The organism is Paraburkholderia panacisoli (genome assembly GCF_008369935.1).
GTDB classification, from domain to species: domain Bacteria; phylum Pseudomonadota; class Gammaproteobacteria; order Burkholderiales; family Burkholderiaceae; genus Paraburkholderia; species Paraburkholderia panacisoli.
This window is the reverse complement of the sequence record NZ_VTUZ01000010.1, coordinates 201781-221117: the sequence shown is the minus strand read 5'-3', so window position 1 is coordinate 221117 and position 19337 is coordinate 201781. Positions and strand designations below refer to the sequence as shown.

Here is a 19337-nt window from a genome sequence, read left to right as displayed (position 1 = left end):
GGAGACGCTCATGCGCAATAACCGCTGGATGCGCGTCGTCGTGTTGACGGTGTACATCCTGTTCGCGCTGATCCCGCTCTACTGGATGCTGTCGATCTCACTGCGCACGAACGAAGAGACGATGTCGGCATTCGCGATCTGGCCGCATCAAGTCACCTTCGACAACTACAAGGTCATCTTCACCGACCCGTCCTGGTACTGGGGCTACCTCAACTCCATTATCTACGTGCTGATGAACACGGTGATGTCGGTGCTGGTTGCGTTGCCGGCGGCGTACGCCTTCTCGCGCTACCGCTTTCTCGGTGACAAGCATATGTTCTTCTGGCTGCTGACTAACCGGATGACGCCGCCCGCCGTGTTCCTGCTGCCGTTCTTTCAGCTCTATTCGAGCGTCGGTCTGATGGACACGTATATCGCGGTCGCGCTCGCGCACATGTTGTTCAACGTGCCGCTCGCGGTGTGGATTCTCGAAGGTTTCATGTCGGGCGTGCCGCGCGAAATCGACGAAACCGCGTACATCGACGGCTATACATTCCCCGCATTTTTCATGAAGATTTTTCTGCCGCTGATCAAGTCGGGGGTCGGCGTGACAGCGTTCTTCTGCTTCATGTTCAGTTGGGTCGAGCTACTGCTCGCGCGCACGCTCACCACCGTCAACGCCAAGCCGATTGCCGCCGTGATGACGCGCACGGTATCGGCGGCCGGAATGGATTGGGGCGTGCTGTCGGCGGCGGGCGTGCTGACCATCGTGCCCGGCGCGCTCGTCATCTACTTCGTGCGCAATTACATCGCGAAGGGCTTTGCGATGGGGAGAGTCTGATGTTGACGTGGATGTACTGGACGCCCGAGGTGGCGGTCTTTTTCGGCTGCATCGTGGTGATGCTGGCCGGCATGACCGTGTGGGAAATCCGCTCGCCGACCATCGAACGCAAGGGCTTCCTGCCGATCGCAACCACGCGCGGCGACCGGCTCTTTATCGGGCTGCTGGTTGCCGCGTACATCAATCTCGCGTGGATCGGCATCAGCGCGGAGAAGGCGAGCGCGTGGCCCGGTTTCGCGGCATCGATGCTCGTACTGCTTCTAGTCATGTGGAAAGGGTGAACAGCGTTGCGTCCTGAAGATGTGCGTATCTGGAAAGAGCGGTTCCGTTGATGCCCCGGGCGGACGCCGGCAGTTGATCCAAGGGGCGTGGAGACACTGGAGAAAGCCATGCAAAAGAGGAGACGGATCGTCACGCTCGCCGTGGCAGGCGTCGTCGCGACAGGCTTTACGAGCCACGCCGCGATCGCCGGCACGCCCGACGCGCAGAAGTGGGTCGACAGCGAGTTCCAGCCGAGCACGCTGTCGAAGCAGCAACAGATGGACGAGATGAAGTGGTTCATCGACACCGCCGCGAAGCTGAAATCGGCCGGCGTCAAAGAGGTGCATGTGGTGTCTGAAACACTCGACACGCACATGTACGAATCGAAAACGCTCGCCAAGGCGTTCGCCGAGATCACAGGCATTTCAGTCAAGCACGACATCATTCAGGAAGGCGACGTCGTCGAGAAACTGCAAACGTCGATGCAATCAGGCCAGAGCATTTACGACGGCTGGATTTCCGACTCCGATCTGATCGGCACGCATTATCGCTACGGCGTGATCATGCCGCTGTCCGACTATATGGCCGGCGAAGGCAAGCAATACACGAACCCCGGACTCGACGTGAAGGACTTCATCGGCACGAGTTTCACCACCGCGCCGGACAAGAAGCTCTATCAGTTGCCCGATCAGCAGTTCGCGAATCTTTACTGGTTCCGCGCCGACTGGTTCGCGCGCAAGGACCTGCAAGACAAGTTCAAGGCGAAGTACGGCTACGATCTCGGCGTGCCGGTGAACTGGTCCGCGTATGAGGACATCGCCGAATTCTTCACGAGCGAGGTCAAGACGATTGACGGAGAAAAAGTCTACGGCCATATGGATTACGGCAAAAAAGACCCGTCGCTGGGATGGCGGTTTACCGATGCGTGGTTGTCGATGGCGGGCGAAGCCGACAAGGGCATCCCGAACGGCATGCCGGTCGACGAATGGGGCATCCGCGTCACGCCGGACGGCTGCCACGCGGTGGGTGCGTCGGTCGCCCGCGGTGGCGGCACGAACAGTCCGGCCGCAGTCTTCGCCACCACCAAATACATCGACTGGCTGAAGAAATACGCTCCGCCCGAAGCGTCGGGGATGACCTTCAACGAAGCCGGGCCGGTGCCGGCGCAAGGCAGGATCGCCCAGCAGATCTTCTGGTACAGCGCGTTCACCGCATCGATGCTGAAGCCCGGCAACGTGACCAACGCGGACGGCACGCCGAAGTGGCGGATGGCGCCGTCGCCGCACGGTCCGTACTGGAAAGAGGGCATGCAGAACGGCTATCAGGACGTCGGCTCGTGGACCTTCTTCAAGTCGACGCCGCCGAATCAGCGGGCTGCCGCGTGGCTGTACGCGCAATTCGTCACGTCTAAAACCGTGTCGCTGAAGAAGTCGATTGTCGGTCTCACGTTCATCCGTGATTCCGATATCCATAGCGATTTCTTCACGAAGAACGCGGACAAATACGGCGGGCTGATCGAGTTCTATCGAAGCCCGGCACGCGTCGCCTGGACGCCGACCGGCAACAATGTGCCCGATTATCCCAAGATGGCGCAACTCTGGTGGAAGAACGTCGCGACGGCCGTCGCCGGGGAAAAAGCGCCGCAAGCGGCGATGGATAATCTGGCGAAGGAAATGGACCAGGTGTTGGCCCGTTTGCAGCGTGCGGGAATGAAGGTTTGCGCGCCGGAATTGAATCCGGAAAGCGATCCGGCGAAATGGCTGTCGGATCAGCACGCACCATGGAAGAAGCTCGCGAACGAGAAACCGAAAGGTGAAACGGTCAAGTACGATCAACTGCTCACTGCGTGGAAAGAGGGGCGGGTGCGCTAGGGTGTAGATGCAGTATCGCGAGACGGTTGACGCGGGCGGCCCTTCCGGGTCGCCCATTTTTTATCGGTCACACGACGGCTGGTGTTACGCGCGGATTGACGGACGAATTCCTGCACTGCCGGCTTCTTTCGTGGATCATGCCGAGGTGCAACCCATCGCAGTTGCAGAGCTGGCCTCCTAACGCCGACAGCTAACGTGACGCTTCACATATTCGGGTAGTTCGGACCGCCGCCACCTTCCGGCGTGACCCACACGATGTTCTGCGTCGGGTCCTTGATGTCGCACGTCTTGCAATGCACGCAGTTCTGCGCGTTGATTTGCAGACGGTCCTCGTTCTGGTCGTCCTTCACGAATTCATACACACCCGCCGGGCAAAAGCGTGCTTCGGGCCCCGCGTACGTGTTGAGGTTGATGCCAACCGGTACGCTCGCGTCCTTCAACGTCAGATGGGCTGGCTGGTTCTCTTCGTGGTTCGTGTTCGAGATGAACACCGAAGACAAACGGTCGAAGGTCAGCTTGCCATCCGGCTTCGGATACGTGATCGGCTTGCACTGCGACGCGGGCTTGAGCATCTCGTGGTCCGAATGCTGATGATGCAGCGTCCACGGCACGTTGCCGCCCAGCAGCTTCTGCTCGATGCCGACCATCAGCGTGCCGAGATACAGGCCCTTGCTCATCCACTGCTTGAAGTTGCGCGCGCGATGCAGCTCGCTGTGCAGCCACGAAGTCTTGAAGCTCTCCGGATAGGCGGTGAGTTCATCGGACTGACGTCCGGCCTGCACCGCGTCGAACGCGGCTTCGGCCGCGAGCATGCCGGTCTTGATCGCCGCATGCGAACCCTTGATCCGCGATGCGTTCAGGAAGCCCGCGTCGTCGCCGACCAGCGCGCCGCCGGGGAACACCAGCTTCGGCAGCGACATCAGGCCGCCCGCCGTGATCGCCCGCGCGCCGTACGACACGCGCTTGCCGCCTTCCAGGATCGCGCGGATCGCCGGATGCGTCTTGTAGCGCTGGAATTCCTCGAACGGCGACAGATATGGGTTCGTGTAGCCGAGCCCGACGACGAAGCCGACCACCACCTGGTTGTTATCCAAGTGATAGAGGAACGAGCCACCGTAGGTGTCGTTTTCCAGCGGCCAGCCGGCGGTATGCATCACCAGACCCGGCTTGTGCTTCGCGGGATCGATCTCCCACAGCTCCTTGATGCCGATGCCGTAGACCTGCGGATCGACGCCTTCGCGCAGCTTGAACTTATCGTTCAGCTGGCGGCCCAGATGCCCGCGCGCGCCTTCGCAGAACAGCGTGTACTTCGCATGCAGTTCCATGCCGAGCTGGAAGTTCTCGGTCGGCTCGCCGTCCTTGCCGATACCCAGGTTGCCGGTCGCGACGCCTTTCACGGAACCGTCGTCGTTGTACAACACTTCGGCGGCCGGAAAACCCGGGAAAATCTCGACGCCGAGCGCTTCGGCCTGCTGGCCGAGCCAGCGCGTGACGTTCGCGAGGCTGATCACGTAGTTGCCGTGATTCTTGAAATTGTCCGGCAACGCCCAGACCGGCACGCTCTTCGAGCCGGTTTCGGTGAGGAAGAGGAAGCGGTCTTCGGTCACGTCCACCGTGAGCGGCGCGCCTTTTTCCTTCCAGTCCGGGATCAATTCGGTGATCGCGCGCGGGTCCATCACCGCGCCCGACAGGATATGCGCCCCGATCTCCGAGCCTTTTTCCAGTACGCACACGCCAATATCAGCGCCTTTTTCCGCCGCCAGCTGCTTCAGGCGGATCGCCGCGGACAGGCCAGCCGGGCCGCCGCCGACGATCACGACGTCGTATTCCATCGACTCGCGCGGGCCGTACTGCTCAATGAGACTTGCGTGTGTCACGATGCAATGCCTTTTCTTTAGAACTGGTCTTCACTCAGCGCCAACATGCCTTCGTTGTTCTTCGCGCTGACGATGGATGCCTCAAGCGCGACGGCGTTGGGCAGAACATGATCGGCAAAGAACTGAGCGGTTGCGATCTTCGAGTCGTAGAACGATTTATCCTCAGCGTGCTTCTCAGCCGCCACCAGTAGGGCACGTGCAAATTGCCAGCCCACCAGTACGATGCCAGCCAGCTTCAGGTACGGCACCCCGCCGGCAAACACCGCGTTTGGATCGCGTTTGGCGTTTTCGAGCATGAATTCCACCGCGCTTGCCAGCGCCTCGCGGCCTGTCGTGAGCCGCTTGTGCAACGACCGGAACGCTGGGTTGGAGGAGAACGACGCACAGTCTTGCAGTTCGCCGAGCGTTCGATCAATCTGGCCGAGAATCGCCTTCGCCACCGCTCCGCCGTCGCGCAAGGTTTTGCGCCCGATCAGATCGTTCGCCTGAATCGCCGTGGTGCCTTCATAGATGGTCAGGATACGGGCGTCGCGATAGTACTGTGCAGCGCCCGTCTCTTCGATGAAGCCCATACCGCCGTGGACCTGCACGCCCAGGCTCGCCACTTCGATCGAGATTTCCGTGCTCCAGCCCTTCACGATCGGCACGAGATATTCGTAGATGGCCTGGTGTTCTGCCTGCACGGCCGGGTCCGTGTGGCGATGCGCGATGTCGCTATGGGCGGCCGCGACGTAAGCGAGCGCACGAGCGCCCTCGGTGAGCGCCCGCATGGTCGCCAACATGCGCCGAACGTCCGGGTGCTCGATGATCTTCACCGAGTGCTTTGCGGATCCATCAACCGGCCGGCTTTGCACGCGGTCCTTCGCATAGGCTACTGCCTTCTGATACGCGCGTTCAGCAACGGCGATACCCTGCACACCCACACCAAAGCGGGCCGCGTTCATCATGATGAACATGTATTCAAGGCCGCGATTTTCTTCACCGATCAGATGGCCGATTGCGCCGCCATGATCGCCGAACTGCAGCACCGCGGTTGGGCTCGCCTTGATGCCGAGCTTGTGTTCGATCGACACGCACTGGACGTCGTTGCGCTCGCCCAACGAGCCGTCTTCGTTGACGAGAAACTTGGGCACGGCAAAGAGCGAGATGCCCTTGACGCCCTCAGGCGCATCGGGTGTACGGGCCAGCACGAGATGGACGATGTTCTTCGCCATGTCGTGTTCGCCCCACGTGATAAAGATCTTTGTGCCGGACACGCGATACGTTCCGTCGCCTTGGGGTTCGGCGCGCGTGCGTACCAATGCCAGATCCGAGCCTGCTTGGGGTTCGGTCAGATTCATCGTTCCGGTCCACTCGCCCGAGATCAGCTTCGGCACCCAGGCCTGCTTCTGCGCTTCAGTGCCGGCTGTCAGGAGCGCCTCGATCGCGCCGTCCGTCAACAGCGGGCAGAGGGCCAGCGACAGGTTGGCCGCGTTCAGCATCTCGATGCATGGCGTCGCCAGCAGTTTAGGCAAGCCCTGGCCACCGTATTCGACCGGATGCACGACACCTTGCCAGCCGCCTTCGGCGAACTGGCGGAAGGCTTCCTTGAAGCCCGGCGTGGCGTAAACCTCGCCGTCACGCCAGGTACTCGGATTCTTGTCGCCTTCGAAATTCAACGGCGCAATCACGTCGGCGTTAAACTTCGCCGCTTCGTCGAGCACCGCCTGTGCGGTGTCGGCAGTAGCGTCCTCGAAGCCCGCGAGTGCCGACACGCGGTCGAGATGGGCAAGTTCATTGATGACAAACAGCATGTCCTTGACGGGCGCCAGGTAGCTCATAATGGATTTCCAGAGATGCAATCGAAGAGGGGCCGCGGGCAGGAGAGACTCGATGGGCCGGCGCGGTAACAGTTGAATCGATCATAGTCCTGCATGGACGTAAATCGACTACCCGAATCGGCCCATCTATTGACAAAGTCGGCCACGACTCGCAGATGTGACGAGTCGCCGATGCGTGTTTACCCCTTGTATGGCTCAGCGGGCCCGATCGTCGTCCAATGCTTCACCCGCCGGGTGGGGGTGCGCTCAGGGTTGCCGGCGGTATTCGCCGGGCGTGCTGCCGGTCCAGTGTCGGAAGGCCCGATGAAACGCAGTGGGGTCGTCGAAGCCGACATCGCCCGCGATCGCGGCGATCGGATCCCTGGTACCGGTGAGACGTTGAATCGCGATATCACGCCGCAGCTCGTCCTTCAGCGTCTGAAATGCGGTCTCCTCGGCGGCGAGGCGCCGGCACAATGTGCGGACCGAGCAGTGAAGACTCCGCGCGGCGTCTTCAACGGTCGGCACGTCCGGCAGACAGGATGCGAGGTACTGCCTGATGCGGTGGCTCGTAAGCTGCTCGCTGAAGGAAACGAAAATCCAGTCCTCGGGCGCCCGGGCAAGAAATTTGCGCAAATTTGTCTTGCGCTGGCGGACGGGCATGTCGAAATACGCGGCACTGAAGCGCATCAGCGTTTTTTGGCAATCGAAACGGACAGGTCCGGGGAACAGGTAAAGATGATCCACCGTATGCGGCGGACAGGAGAACGCGAACTCGACTTGCAGCAGCGGAATCTTCTGACCGATCAGCCACGAAGCCACGCCGTGTGCGAGCTTCAGCATGAGCTGCTGCCCAAGCATGCTGACGGCCGACGATGGATCAGGGTGAAGGGCAATGCACGCGATCAAACCATCCCTACGCGATTCGAACCTGAAGTCGTCGAGGACAATGTGAAAGAACTGCCCAAACCGATGCATGGCAATTTCCAGGTTGGGCGCATCGAGCAGGCTCAGGCAAAGAAACTTCAGTGTGCCGCTGCGCATCGGACGGGCGAAGATGCCAGGCATTTCGTCGTCGAATTCAATGGCGAGGGCACGGTATAAGGTCGAAAACTGTTCTTCCGTGACTCGCGCGCCCGGTTCGGTCAGCAGCGCAGGTGAGATGCTGGCCTCGTCCAGATACTTGCCGATCAGACCTGGCCGCGCACCGGCGGCAGCAAGGAAACCGTTGAGGAGCGAGATCGGAACGGTGGCGCTGGGCGAATGCATGAGCGTTGACGAGGCTTGTTGACGTCAGTTCACCATGGGAGGCGGCTCGGGCGATGGGCTGCGGGAATCCGCGCGACGGGGTGCCCGCCGTGGCCGCCAAGGATCGCCGCGCGCCTCTTTGGCATGGATTCCATCGTGACCGCGTGCATTGCTAGCGGTCACGTCCGTCATTGTACGGCACAGTTCAGACTCGGTAACAGGCTATATGTATCTACAGGTCAAAGCCAGTGGAGATCGAGAGAGCCGAGTGGGTATGCCAGTCCATCCAGTCGAAGTGTCGCGAACCGTCGGCCCAGGCCCAGTTTGCTTTTGGCTTGCGCTTTTCCGTCGATTCGGCGTGCCGCGCGTGCTCGACTTTTGCAGCGGGGTGGATGCCGTTCGTAGTTGTGGTTGCCTTCACGTCGCCCCGCTCCAGATTAGACTGAATTGATTTGGAGTTCATAATAATTAGCAAGATGGATGAGTAAGCTCGATGGAGCGTGGGCGCCAGTGTCACGCCGCAAGGCGTGACACTGGCGCCCGTGCACGGGGCTGTTTGATTCAGGTCCGGAGCGGGAACTATGCCGCGCGCACTTGCACGTAGCGCCCGGGTGCCGGTTCGACCGGCTTATGAATGGCGCTTCCCGGCTTCTTGCGCGCATTGACCGATTCTCCGGCGTACGGCTTCAGCCACTCGATCCAGTGGTTCCACCAACTGCCCGGCCGTGTTTCGGCTGACGCCAGCCACGCGTCCGGATCGCCGGTCGAATCGCCACTGGCCTTGAAACTTCTCTTGTTCTTCGACGCGGGATTGACGACCCCAGCTATGTGGCCACTTGCGCCGAGAACGAACTGAGTCGGACCGCCAACCAGTTGTGTGGACCGGTAAGCCGATCGCCACGGCACGATATGGTCTTCCTCGGTTGCCAGCACATAGGCAGGGGTGTCGATGCGTCCCAGGTCGACTGGCGTGCCGCACACCGTCAACCGCCCCGGTTTGCACAGGTTGTTCTCCAGATACATGTTGCGCAAATACCAGGTGTACATGGGCCCCGGCAGATTCGTGCTGTCGGCGTTCCAGTACAGCAGGTCGAATGCCGGTGGCGACTTGCCCTTCAGATAGTTGTCGATGACGTAAGGCCAGATCAGATCGTTTGCTCGCAATGTCTGGAACGTGAACCCCAGTTCCTTGCCGGAGTAGATGCCACCTCGACCGATTGCACCCTCTCGCTGAGCGACACCCGCTTCGTCAATGAAGACGCCCAGCTCGCCGGGTTCGTCGAAATCCAGCATCGTGGTGAGCAACGTGATGCTGGCCAGCTTGTCGTCGCCGCGAGCTCGGGAGATCGCCGCGGCCGACGACAAAATGGTGCCGCCCACACACCAGCCCACAGCATTGACACGGTCGGCGCGGGTGATCGCCAGCGCGACGTCTATGGCTGCCAGCGCGCCTTGTTCGGCGTAGTCGTCCCACGTCGTTTGGGCCATCGCGGCATCGGGGTTGCGCCACGACACCATGAATACCGTCATCCCCTGTTCGCAGGCAAAGCGCACAAAGGAATTCTCGGGCTGCAGATCGAGAATGTAGTACTTGTTGATACAAGGCGGCATGATCAGCAATGGGCGTTTGGCTACCTTGTCGGTGAGCGGCGCATACTGAATCAACTGGAATAGATCGTTCTCGAACACGACCGTACCCTGAGACGCCGCCACGTTGCGCCCGACCTCGTAGGCGGTCTCGTCAGTGATCGAGATGTTGCCGCGTTGCAGATCGCCAAGCAGGTTGGTGAAACCGTCACGCAAGCTGTCGCCGCTCGATTCGAACACAAGCCTGAGCGCCTCGGGATTGGTCGCGACGAAATTGGCCGGGCTTAGCGAGTCGATCAACTGCCTCGCGAAGAATTCGAGCTTCCGCTTGTCTTTTTCGCTCAGAATCACTGCATCGATCACGTCTTCAAGCAGGCGCGCGTTGAGCAGGTAGTTCTGCTTGAGCAGGCAGTACCAGGCGTTCTTGCGCCAGTCTTCCGCAAGAAAGCGACGGTCGCTGCGCTTCGGGGCAATCACTGGCTCGCTTTCCGCGCCCATTGTGCTGGCCAGCGTTCGGGTCCAGACCGACGCCAATTGTGGCCAGTACGCCGAGTACGCATCGATCAGTGCCATAGGGTCGACTAGTGCTTCCGGCGGCTGCACTGTAGTGTGCATGGGATCCAGAGGATCGCCATTCGTTTCCTGGCGGACCATGGCACGCCAGAACGGCTGCCCGGACTTGAGGAAGCCCTGTATATATTCAGTAGGTATGTTTAACGGCATGATCACAACGCCTCGCCTGATTCACTCACGCTTACTGGCTGCTCGGCGCGGGCCGCGTGTTCAGCCACACGACGCGCACTGGACGTGACCATGACGACTGCTTCGCCTTCGATCACTACTTTTTCTCCGACCGTACAGACGGTAGACATCACGACGCGGCACTTTTCCAGTTGCAGTTCTTTCACAGCGACCGTTGCATGCACAGTATCGCCAGGCCGGACCGGTGCCTTGAAACGCAGGTTCTGTCCGAGGTATACGGTGCCAGGGCCCGGGAGATGCCCGGCGAGAGCCGCCGAAATCACACTTGCGGATAGCATCCCATGCGCAATGCGCCCCTTGAACGGGGTGGTCAGCGCGAATTCCTCATTGATGTGGACCGCGTTGTTATCGCCGGATGCGGCCGCGAAGGACAGGATGTCTGTGTCCGTAATGATCTTCGCAAAGGTGGCGCTTACGCCCGCTTCCAGGTCTTCAATATCGTAACCGCCGATTTCGTTCATCTGTCGCTCAACTAGTTATTACCGAATGAATGGACTGTCTGTTTCCGAAGCGCTGCCGCACCGTAGGGTCAATTTCACGGCGAGACCACAAAATGCCGCAAGGCGAGTCTCTGCCGTCGCGCCAGGTTTGGGGACGTGTATGTCCCGATGGGCACCGTATGACTCGTGCTCGAATTCCCGACATGCAATCGAAGAGTGGCGCGGGCAGGGCAGACTTGATGGTCCGGCGCGCTAACAGTTGAGCCGATCTTAGTCCCGCGTGGACGTGAATCGACTACCTGAATCGGCCCATCTATTGACAAAGTCGGCCACGACGTGCGAATCAGACGAGTCGCCGATGCGTGTTTACCCTGCGCATAGGGCAGCGGTCCAGTTTGTCGTTCAACGCTTCACCCGGTAGGTGGGGCGCGCTCAGGGTTGCCCACGGTACTTGTCATGCGGCTTTGTTCAGAAGGGAAGGAATCCGATTTATGCGCAGTTCGCGGCGTCACGAAGATGCGGAAGGCTGTCTTGTCGTCATCGGTAGGTACCCCGCGAATTCGTTCGAGCTTGAGCTGATGTTTGAGGAGCGCGACAGTTTCATCAAGGGTTGGCGGAGCAAGCAGCCAACTCCGGCCGACGCATTAACGCTCTTTGCCGTAACAAGACCAGCGCGTATCGATCATGGCGACCTAAGGCGCCTGGCGACGGGTAAGCAATGACTATCAAAACGAGGCTTCGTTATGAAATCCGCGCAACCGCTCGCGCACATACCGCGCAAACTTTTGCGCAACAAGCGATGCGACTGACCGCAGGCACGGGCCAATCGCACAGTTTGGCAAGGTCGGGAGATCATCGTCGCCGCTCAGAATCGCGAGGTCGGCGGAGATAGCCGAGGCGAGCCATGCGGTGACGGCCAGATCACTGCTTACGGTGGCGATTGTGGCCTGGACGTTGCCGCTCTCGAACACGCTGCGCCACTCGCTGCCTCGGTCGTGAAGTAGCGTCAGCGCCACCGGCCTGAAGCCACAGCAATCGGCGACGATCGAGATAGGCAGTGGCACCCTCGCGACGAACGTGTGAAATTATCCCGTTGATGAGGCGTGCGTCATGCGTCGCAATGCCGACGCAAGAGCCTGCTTCAAAGCAGCGTGATACGCGGCTCATAAAATGTACGCTGATCTCCGATCAGTCCTTGCTCGCGTGCTCAACGACGATTGCCCACCCCGGAAAATAGCCGCTCGCATCTACCCGGTCCGCTGACTCAGGTATGCTGGAGGATTCGAGACAGCTTCCGTTCAAGGGGAGAACATGCGGCGCGTCGTATTCAATCAGAAAGGTGGTGTTGGCAAATCGACTATCGTCTGCAACCTGGCGGCCATAAGTGCGAGCGAAGGTCTGCGCACTCTGGTGATCGACCTGGATGCCCAGGCGAATTCAACTCAATACCTGCTCGGCCCGCAGGCCGGCGAGGTCCATCCTACCGTCGCCGGCTTCTTTGAAACCGCGCTGACATTCAGCTTCAGGCCCGTAGAAGTTACGTCTTTCATTCATCCGACGCCGTTTGAGAACCTGGACGTTATGCCGGCTCATGCTGATCTGGACGCGTTGCACGGCAAACTGGAATCCCGCTACAAGATCTACAAGTTGCGTGACGCGCTCAACGAACTCGACATGTATGACGCGATTTATATCGACACGCCACCGGCGTTGAACTTCTACACGCGCTCCGCGCTAATTGCCGTCGAGCGCTGTCTGATTCCGTTCGACTGTGATGACTTTTCCCGTCGCGCGCTTTACACGTTGCTGGAAAACGTGAAGGAGATCCAGCAGGATCACAACGTGGCGCTGGAGGTGGAGGGGATTGTCATCAATCAGTTTCAGCCTCGTGCGAGCCTGCCTCAAAAGCTGGTCGACGAACTCGTCGGTGAAGGCTTGCCGGTGCTGGCTTCGCGGCTGTCTTCGTCCGTGAAGATCCGCGAATCGCATCAGCAGGCGACCCCTGTCATTCACCTCGATCCGGGACACAAACTCTCGCAGGAGTATCGGGCCTTGCATCGCGAACTGGCCGGATAGTGGGGAACCGGTAGACGGCCGGGCTCGGCCGATACAGTTGAAGAAGTCGGCGACCGAACGTTTACGAGGTTTTCATGGGTCGTTCTACCCTTAACCGAGAGCTGCGAGCGGTTGATAGAGCGATCTGAGTGCATGCGTACCCTCGTCTGCCTGTACCTCGCGCTGGCATGGATTCATCCATCGGACCGCCGCGCCGCATAGCCGCCCCCGAACTCGCCGAGCTCGCGCTGGCCGGCATCATCCGCGACGTTGCCCACAGGCGGTCCTCCCATCAAGCGGGGGTTCGCCCGTCCGACGCCTGCTGCTGTCGAAAATCGCGCGGACTCACACGCTGCATCCTCCGGAAGAAGCGGGAAAAATACGCCACGTCGGAAAAGCCCAGCACATCGGCAATCTGGCCGACCGTCATGGTCGTGTAGATCAGATTGCGCTTCGCCTCGAGCAGAACGCGACGGTGTACATGCTCGAGCGCGGTGCATCCCAGCGACCGGCGGCAGACATTGTTCAGTTGCGCCGTCGTGATGGCAAGCTCCGCAGCGTACTGGGCGACGGACCAGTGCTCGCGAAAATGCTGCTCGACCAGCCGGGAAAAGGATGCCGTACGTTGCTGTCCTCGACCCGGCCGCCATTCGGCTTCCAGTTGCTCGTGCTGTTGCCGCCCGACCCAACTGCCGAGCGCGCCGACCAGCGAATGCAGCACGAAATCGCGCCCCGGCGCTACGGTGCCATACTCGCGAGCGATCCGCTGGCATAACTGGTCGATGTAGGGCTTGTCGGCGCCGACCTCATAGCAGCCTGCCCGCAGCAAACCAGGGGCGGCATCGCCCAGGCTGTCCTGCAGCCAGTCGAACAGCGGCAACGCGAGTGTGATCACGTAGCCGGCGATATTGCGGCTGAAGCGAAAGCCGTGCACGCACATCGGCGGTACGACCTGCACGGCCGGCTCGTCGATTTCGGTGACGGTGCCTTCCACGTCCAGCACCGCATGACCGGACTGCACGTACACGAACTGGCCGAGATCCGCATGCTGGTGCTGCGTGATCTCCCAGTCGTGCACACGGCTGCGCTCCGGTATCGACTCGCAATGCAGGAGATCCGGCGTAGGCCACGTCTTCCGTTCACCGAAGAGCTCGAAAACCGGGACGCCGGTTCCGCTCGATGGCCGATGAATGACTCTCCCCATCCCGCCCCCGACCGGTTCAGGACTTTCCAAAAGTCCCAATTTAACGCCGATTCCTCCCTTCCCGCCAGATCCGCCGTGATAAAGAATTAGGGCATCAGAAACCGGAACCTCGTGTGCATCGCATTCGAACGAGGCGGTGAAAATCCTGGAGGCACGCAATGAAAACCCAAGTCGCCATTATCGGCGCAGGCCCTTCCGGCCTGCTGCTTGGCCAGCTTCTGACGCAAGCCGGAATCGACAACGTCATTCTCGAACGGCAAACGCCCGAGTACGTTCTGGGGCGTATCCGGGCCGGCGTCCTCGAACAGGGCACGGTCGATCTGCTGCGCGAAGCCGGGGTCGGCACCCGCATGGATCAGGATGGCGTCGTGCACGAGGGCATCGACCTCGCCTTCGCAGGCCGACGCGTACGCGTCGACCTGAAGGCCTTGACGGGCGGCAAAACCGTCACCGTCTACGGTCAGACCGAAGTCACGCGAGACCTCATGGAAGCGCGCACGCGGTCGGACGCCACGAGCATTTATCACGTAACAGATGTCCAGATTCACGACATCACCGGTGACGCCCCGTACCTGACCTATGAGAGCAACGGTGAGCGGCACACGCTGCACTGCGATTACGTGGCGGGCTGCGACGGCTTTCATGGCGTCTCGCGGCAGACGATCCCCGCCGAGGTCCTGAGCGTCTACGAGCGCATCTATCCGTTCGGCTGGCTCGGCCTGCTGTCCGATACCCCGCCGGTCCATCACGAACTGATCTACGCGCATCATCCGAACGGCTTTTCGCTGTGCAGCCAGCGCTCGCGCACCCGTAGCCGCTACTACCTGCAGGTGCCCCTGACCGAAAAGGCCGAGGATTGGTCCGACGAACGATTCTGGAACGAACTCAAAAACCGCCTGCCCGATCATCTCGGCGATCAGCTCGTCACCGGGCCTTCGCTCGAAAAGAGCATCGCGCCGCTGCGCAGCTTCGTCGCCGAGCCAATGCAGTATGGACGCCTGTTTCTGGTCGGCGATGCCGCGCACATCGTGCCGCCCACGGGAGCCAAAGGCCTCAATCTTGCCGCGAGCGACGTGAACACGTTGTATCGAATCCTGATCAAGACGTACCGCGAACGGCGCACAGATCTGCTGGCGCGCTATTCGGATATCGCGTTGCACCGTGTCTGGAAGGCTGTCCGCTTTTCGTGGTCGATGACTTCACTGCTGCACGAGTTTCCCGACAGCGACGCGTTCAGCCGCAAGATCCAGGAAGTCGAGCGGGACTATCTGACGAGCTCTCAAGCCGGCTTGACCACGATTGCGGAAAACTACGTCGGCTTGCCCTATGAAGCCATCGAATGACGCAATCTCGCGCCGGCATCGACGTTCACCGAGCAGCCGCGACGATTTCCGCGGCAGTTCGGCTTGGACCTCCAATCCGCTGATCATTAGACGGTCCGGATGGCGGATGCAGAGCCGGTACGAGGAATGTATGTTCGACCTAAACGAAGTTTATTTATTCGGTCGCCGCTGACCGCGGTCGGGCAGACATTCTACGAGCAATGCGCGCGCTCAATGCCGAAGTTTGGCGAGGCCATAGCCGTGGTCGGTCCGGCGCGTGGCGGTCGCAGACTTGATGCCGCGTTGGCAAACTTTCCGGTTGGACGAAGTTAGCAGCTTTCCAAAAAGCCAACTTCAAACTCAGCGTCCTTTTAACATCGTTTCTTACACCGATCTCGTTCACCAATGAGAACCGTCGCTTTAGTCGCTTTTTCCGGTGTCCAGTCGCGGGACGTTTGCGGGCCGCTCGATGTCTTCGCGGAAGCCAACCGCTTCTTGTTGGCGGACTCGCACTATCGAGTGGAAGTTGTGGGTCTGGAGCATGGGCCGCTGCGATGTTCAAACGGAATGACTATCTCCGCTGACCGGCATTTCAGCAACACGCACGATGCATACGACCTGTTGCTTGTGGCGGGTGGCCCCGGAGTGGTCCGTCGGGAGTTCGCCGACGAGATCTATGCGTGGCTCGAACGCGCAAGTCGGCAGGCGCGATGCTTCGGCGCGATCTGCAGTGGCTCCTTCATCCTGGCGCGCGCTGGCCTGCTGGATCAACGAATGGTCACCACTCACTGGAGCTATGCAAACCAGCTCGCAGCGTTGTGTCCGACCGCCCGTGTCGAAGTCGACCGGCCTTTTGTCGAAGACGGCAACCTTTATACGTCGGCCGGCGTAACGGCCGCAGTCGATCTCTCCCTTTACCTGCTGAAACTGGATAAAGGCAGTGAAGTCGCGTTGAAAGTTGCCGAGCGGCTCGTCGTATTCATGCAGCGCGCGGGTGAGAAATGCCAGTCGAGTCCCCAGTTCACGCCATGTGCGGAAGGCGGCTCGTGGGTTACACAAGTCCAGCAATACATACTGTCCAATCTGACCGGTGACTTGTCGGTGAAAGTTCTCGCACGCGTAGCGAACATGAGCATTCGTACATTCGCCCGCGCGTTCGTACGGGACGCGAAAATATCGCCTGCCGAATATGTGGTGGGTGCCCGCGTGCACGCAGCACGAGCAATGCTGCAGGGTACCGCAAGTCCCTTGAAAACCATCGCTTATGAGTGTGGCTTTGGGAATGCCGATCGCATGCGATGCGTTTTCCAGAGATGCGTAGGCGTCTCGCCTAAGCAGTATCGCCTTCACTATCAAAGCGAAACGTGCCTCGACCGGGAGCAGGATGCAGTTGGCTGTCACGTTTAGGTGTCTGAACGACAGAATAGCGGATCACCGCATATGCGCTCCACCGTCTGCTGAAAAGTCTTCAGACATAAGAAGCAGTCTTTTTCAATCGATCTCTTAGCCAGAATCTATTGATTGATACCCCAAGGCCTGAAGGACTTCAGCGGAAGTGGGGAACGGCAGAATATCCCGCACGCTTGGCAGGATTCAGCGCTTCGTTCCAGTTGTCGGGCACCGGCTGTTTGCACAATACTCATTCTCATTGAGACGCCGCCGGGCATGCGCTGATCAGATGCATCGCACTCCGTAGTGTATTTTTCTCGGACGAGAAGTCGAGCGGATGTCTACGATCAATCGCTTCGAAAGGTGTCAGGAATTCAGCGACGATTGTCGAAGCCTGGCAGCACACATGTGCGCCACCCACTTGCCAACTGAGGAACCGGAAAAATGAGCACCACAATTGCAGGCATCAAGATACCCGACAGCGCAATTGCACGCGCGGCCACCCAACTGGTACGCGATACCGAAACCGACCTGCTGTACAACCACTCGCGGCGGGTTTTCCTGTTCGGCGCCCTCAGCGGCGACCGCAAGGGCCTGAAGTACGACCCGGAACTGCTGTACCTCGGCGCCATGTTCCACGACATGGGCCTGATGCCGGCCTATAGCAGCGAAGGCTACCGTTTCGAAGTGGATGGCGCCAACGCCGCGCGTGATTTCATGACGCAGCACGGCATGAACGACTACGACATCGAACAGGTGTGGCTGTCGATTGCACTGCATACCACGCCGGGCGTGCCTGAACACTTGAAGCCGGTGGTCGCGCTCGTCACCGCCGGGGTCGAGATGGACGTGCTTGGGATGGCCTACCACGAGTTCAGCGACGAGCAACGGATTCAGGTGGTGGCGGCGCATCCGCGTGAGAAGATGTTCAAGAACGGCATCATCGATGCCTTCGCGCAGGGAACGATCAAGAAGCCCGAGACGACCTTTGGCAACGTCAAGGCCGACGTGCTCGAACTGCGCGATCCGTCGTACAAGCGCCTGAATTTCTGCCAGATCATCCTGGGCTCCGCATGGGACGACAGCAACGCCGGTCACGCTCACGATGCGGCCTGCGGTTGCAACACCGCAGCGACGGTGCAGGACATCTGAACGACCACCGCACCCTATTGCGAACATAGAGGATCTTTCATGAAAAAGCTGACTACCGTTTTCGGCGCGCCCGTCGTCGACAACCAGAACATCAAGACCGCTGGTCCACGTGGTCCGGCGTTGCTTGAGGACGTATGGTTTCTGGAGAAACTGGCCCACTTCGACCGTGAAGTGATTCCTGAACGTCGCATGCACGCGAAAGGCTCCGGCGCATTCGGCACCTTCACCGTGACCCACGACATCACGCAGTACACCCGCGCGAAGATCTTCTCGGAGATCGGCAAGAAGACCGAGATGTTCGCGCGCTTCTCGACCGTGGCGGGTGAACGCGGCGCGGCGGACGCCGAGCGGGACATTCGCGGCTTCGCGTTGAAGTTCTACACTGAAGAAGGCAACTGGGATCTGGTCGGCAACAACACGCCGGTGTTCTTCCTGCGCGATCCGCTCAAGTTCCCGGACCTGAACCATGCGATCAAGCGCGATCCGCGCACGGGCTTGCGCAGCGCGGAGAGCAACTGGGACTTCTGGACCCAACTCCCGGAAGCACTGCATCAAATCACGATCGTGATGAGCGAGCGCGGTATTCCGAAGACGTTCCGCCACATGCACGGATTCGGCAGCCACACCTTCAGCTTCATCAATGCCGCAAACGAGCGCTTCTGGGTGAAGTTCCATTTCCGCTCGCAACAAGGTATCGAAAACCTCACGGATGCAGAAGCGGAAGCGCGCGTCGGCCGTGATCGCGAGACGCATCATCGCGACCTGTACGAAGCGATTGAACGCCAGGAGTTTCCGCGCTGGACGTTGTACGTGCAGATCATGCCGGAGAAGGAAGCAGGCAGCTATCCGATCAACCCGTTCGATCTGACGAAGGTCTGGCCGAAGCGTGACTTCCCGCTCATCGAAGTCGGGGTGGTCGAGTTGAACCGCAATCCCGCCAATCATTTTGCCGACGTGGAACAGGCCGCTTTTGCTCCTGCCAACGTGGTGCCGGGTATCAGTTTTTCGCCCGACAAGATGTTGCAAGGCCGGCTTTTCTCGTACGGAGACGCGCAACGCTATCGCCTGAGTGTGAACTACCATCAGGTTCCGGTGAATGCGCCGCGCGGTGCGAAGTACGTGCATAGCTATCACCGTGACGGACTGTTGCGCGTTGATGCCAATATGGGCGGCGCCACGCCGTACGAGCCGAATACGCGAGGTGAATGGCAGGAGCAGCCGGACTTTCGTGAACCCCCTTTGTCGATTGATGGTTCGGCGGATCACTGGAATCATCGCGTCGACGACGACTATTACTCGCAGCCAGGGGCATTGTTCCGTCTGATGACGGCGGAGCAGCAGCAGACGCTGTTCGACAACACGGCGCGAGCGCTGAACGGCGTATCGAAGCCGGTCCAGCAATTGCATGTCGAACACTGCACGATGGCGGATCCGGTGTACGGCGCGGGTGTAGCGAAGGCAATTGCTGCGTTGGAAGAAGCGTCGGCATAGCCGTTCTGCCTTTCCAGGGAAAGACCCAAACGGGACGAACGTTGTCGGGACGTTCGTCC

The 19337-nt window shown here is 60.1% G+C and carries 16 protein-coding genes; 8 read left to right on the top strand and 8 right to left on the bottom strand.

The genetic code is table 11. The features are described from left to right. Nucleotides 1–10: 10 nt before the first annotated feature. The 3 genes from FVF58_RS17425 (at nucleotide 11) to FVF58_RS17415 (ending at nucleotide 2952) form a co-directional block, all read left to right on the top strand. The gene (locus FVF58_RS17425) at nucleotides 11–820 is read left to right on the top strand and encodes a carbohydrate ABC transporter permease (protein WP_149671112.1); all 810 of its coding nucleotides are present in this window, start codon (nucleotides 11–13) and stop codon (nucleotides 818–820) included. Then, the gene (locus FVF58_RS17420) at nucleotides 820–1101 is read left to right on the top strand and encodes a DUF2160 domain-containing protein (protein WP_149671111.1); all 282 of its coding nucleotides are present in this window, start codon (nucleotides 820–822) and stop codon (nucleotides 1099–1101) included. The genes FVF58_RS17425 and FVF58_RS17420 overlap by 1 nt, the downstream gene beginning before the upstream one ends. Before the next feature lie 108 nt (nucleotides 1102–1209). Continuing rightward, nucleotides 1210–2952 carry an ABC transporter substrate-binding protein gene (locus tag FVF58_RS17415; protein ID WP_149671110.1) on the top strand — a complete coding sequence of 581 codons (1743 nt, stop codon included), beginning with the start codon at nucleotides 1210–1212 and terminating at the stop codon, nucleotides 2950–2952. A gap of 203 nt (nucleotides 2953–3155) precedes the next feature. Here the strand turns inward: FVF58_RS17415 and FVF58_RS17410 are convergent, their stop codons facing one another. The 7 genes from FVF58_RS17410 to FVF58_RS17380 all read right to left on the bottom strand — a co-directional run bounded on the left by FVF58_RS17410 (nucleotide 3156) and on the right by FVF58_RS17380 (nucleotide 11636). Beyond that, nucleotides 3156–4829 (bottom strand): electron transfer flavoprotein-ubiquinone oxidoreductase, encoded by a 1674-nt coding sequence (locus tag FVF58_RS17410; protein ID WP_149671109.1) that lies wholly within the window; start codon nucleotides 4827–4829, stop codon nucleotides 3156–3158. Between the two features lie 17 nt (nucleotides 4830–4846). Beyond that, nucleotides 4847–6649: an acyl-CoA dehydrogenase gene (locus FVF58_RS17405; protein ID WP_149671108.1), complete on the bottom strand. Its 1803-nt coding sequence runs from the start codon at nucleotides 6647–6649 to the stop codon at nucleotides 4847–4849. 246 nt (nucleotides 6650–6895) lie between these two features. After that, entirely contained in the window at nucleotides 6896–7897 is a 1002-nt protein-coding gene (locus FVF58_RS17400; protein WP_149671107.1) for an AraC family transcriptional regulator, read from the bottom strand. A gap of 211 nt (nucleotides 7898–8108) precedes the next feature. Continuing rightward, nucleotides 8109–8297: a hypothetical protein gene (locus FVF58_RS17395; RefSeq protein ID WP_149671106.1), complete on the bottom strand. Its 189-nt coding sequence runs from the start codon at nucleotides 8295–8297 to the stop codon at nucleotides 8109–8111. A 158-nt stretch (nucleotides 8298–8455) separates the two neighbouring features. Then, on the bottom strand, nucleotides 8456–10186 hold the full coding sequence (locus FVF58_RS17390; RefSeq protein WP_223191157.1) for a PHA/PHB synthase family protein: 1731 nt from the start codon (nucleotides 10184–10186) through the stop codon (nucleotides 8456–8458). Between the two features lie 2 nt (nucleotides 10187–10188). Further along, nucleotides 10189–10686: a MaoC family dehydratase gene (locus FVF58_RS17385; RefSeq protein ID WP_149671104.1), complete on the bottom strand. Its 498-nt coding sequence runs from the start codon at nucleotides 10684–10686 to the stop codon at nucleotides 10189–10191. 704 nt (nucleotides 10687–11390) lie between these two features. Next, nucleotides 11391–11636 (bottom strand): type 2 periplasmic-binding domain-containing protein, encoded by a 246-nt coding sequence (locus FVF58_RS17380; RefSeq protein WP_149671103.1) that lies wholly within the window; start codon nucleotides 11634–11636, stop codon nucleotides 11391–11393. A 340-nt stretch (nucleotides 11637–11976) separates the two neighbouring features. On the opposite strand from FVF58_RS17380, the gene FVF58_RS17375 reads away from it, so the two are divergent. Beyond that, the gene (locus FVF58_RS17375; RefSeq protein WP_149671102.1) at nucleotides 11977–12741 is read left to right on the top strand and encodes a ParA family protein; all 765 of its coding nucleotides are present in this window, start codon (nucleotides 11977–11979) and stop codon (nucleotides 12739–12741) included. A 271-nt stretch (nucleotides 12742–13012) separates the two neighbouring features. On the opposite strand, the gene FVF58_RS17370 is transcribed toward FVF58_RS17375, so the two are convergent. Next, nucleotides 13013–13924, bottom strand: a complete 912-nt coding sequence (locus FVF58_RS17370; protein WP_149671101.1) for a helix-turn-helix domain-containing protein — start codon at nucleotides 13922–13924, stop codon at nucleotides 13013–13015. Between the two features lie 158 nt (nucleotides 13925–14082). Between FVF58_RS17370 and pobA the strand changes: the two genes are divergently transcribed. The 4 genes from pobA (at nucleotide 14083) to FVF58_RS17350 (ending at nucleotide 19278) form a co-directional block, all read left to right on the top strand. Further along, complete coding sequence (pobA, locus tag FVF58_RS17365) at nucleotides 14083–15267, top strand: 4-hydroxybenzoate 3-monooxygenase (protein ID WP_149671100.1); 1185 nt, start codon at nucleotides 14083–14085, stop codon at nucleotides 15265–15267. Nucleotides 15268–15651: 384 nt separating this feature from the next. Then, nucleotides 15652–16653 carry a GlxA family transcriptional regulator gene (locus tag FVF58_RS17360; protein WP_149671099.1) on the top strand — a complete coding sequence of 334 codons (1002 nt, stop codon included), beginning with the start codon at nucleotides 15652–15654 and terminating at the stop codon, nucleotides 16651–16653. Between the two features lie 426 nt (nucleotides 16654–17079). After that, nucleotides 17080–17787, top strand: a complete 708-nt coding sequence (locus FVF58_RS17355; protein ID WP_149671098.1) for an HD domain-containing protein — start codon at nucleotides 17080–17082, stop codon at nucleotides 17785–17787. A gap of 39 nt (nucleotides 17788–17826) precedes the next feature. After that, the gene (locus tag FVF58_RS17350) at nucleotides 17827–19278 is read left to right on the top strand and encodes a catalase (protein ID WP_149671097.1); all 1452 of its coding nucleotides are present in this window, start codon (nucleotides 17827–17829) and stop codon (nucleotides 19276–19278) included. Nucleotides 19279–19337: the final 59 nt, after the last annotated feature.

Coding starts and splice junctions, on each gene's coding strand:
- FVF58_RS17425 (WP_149671112.1), top strand. CDS start 11: ATGCGCAATAACCGCTGGATGCGCGTCGTCGTGTTGACGGTGTACATC.
- FVF58_RS17420 (WP_149671111.1), top strand. CDS start 820: ATGTTGACGTGGATGTACTGGACGCCCGAGGTGGCGGTCTTTTTCGGC.
- FVF58_RS17415 (WP_149671110.1), top strand. CDS start 1,210: ATGCAAAAGAGGAGACGGATCGTCACGCTCGCCGTGGCAGGCGTCGTC.
- FVF58_RS17405 (WP_149671108.1), bottom strand. CDS start 6,649: ATGAGCTACCTGGCGCCCGTCAAGGACATGCTGTTTGTCATCAATGAA.
- FVF58_RS17400 (WP_149671107.1), bottom strand. CDS start 7,897: ATGCATTCGCCCAGCGCCACCGTTCCGATCTCGCTCCTCAACGGTTTC.
- FVF58_RS17390 (WP_223191157.1), bottom strand. CDS start 10,186: ATGCCGTTAAACATACCTACTGAATATATACAGGGCTTCCTCAAGTCC.
- FVF58_RS17385 (WP_149671104.1), bottom strand. CDS start 10,686: ATGAACGAAATCGGCGGTTACGATATTGAAGACCTGGAAGCGGGCGTA.
- FVF58_RS17375 (WP_149671102.1), top strand. CDS start 11,977: ATGCGGCGCGTCGTATTCAATCAGAAAGGTGGTGTTGGCAAATCGACT.
- FVF58_RS17370 (WP_149671101.1), bottom strand. CDS start 13,924: ATGGGGAGAGTCATTCATCGGCCATCGAGCGGAACCGGCGTCCCGGTT.
- pobA (WP_149671100.1), top strand. CDS start 14,083: ATGAAAACCCAAGTCGCCATTATCGGCGCAGGCCCTTCCGGCCTGCTG.
- FVF58_RS17360 (WP_149671099.1), top strand. CDS start 15,652: ATGAGAACCGTCGCTTTAGTCGCTTTTTCCGGTGTCCAGTCGCGGGAC.
- FVF58_RS17355 (WP_149671098.1), top strand. CDS start 17,080: ATGAGCACCACAATTGCAGGCATCAAGATACCCGACAGCGCAATTGCA.
- FVF58_RS17350 (WP_149671097.1), top strand. CDS start 17,827: ATGAAAAAGCTGACTACCGTTTTCGGCGCGCCCGTCGTCGACAACCAG.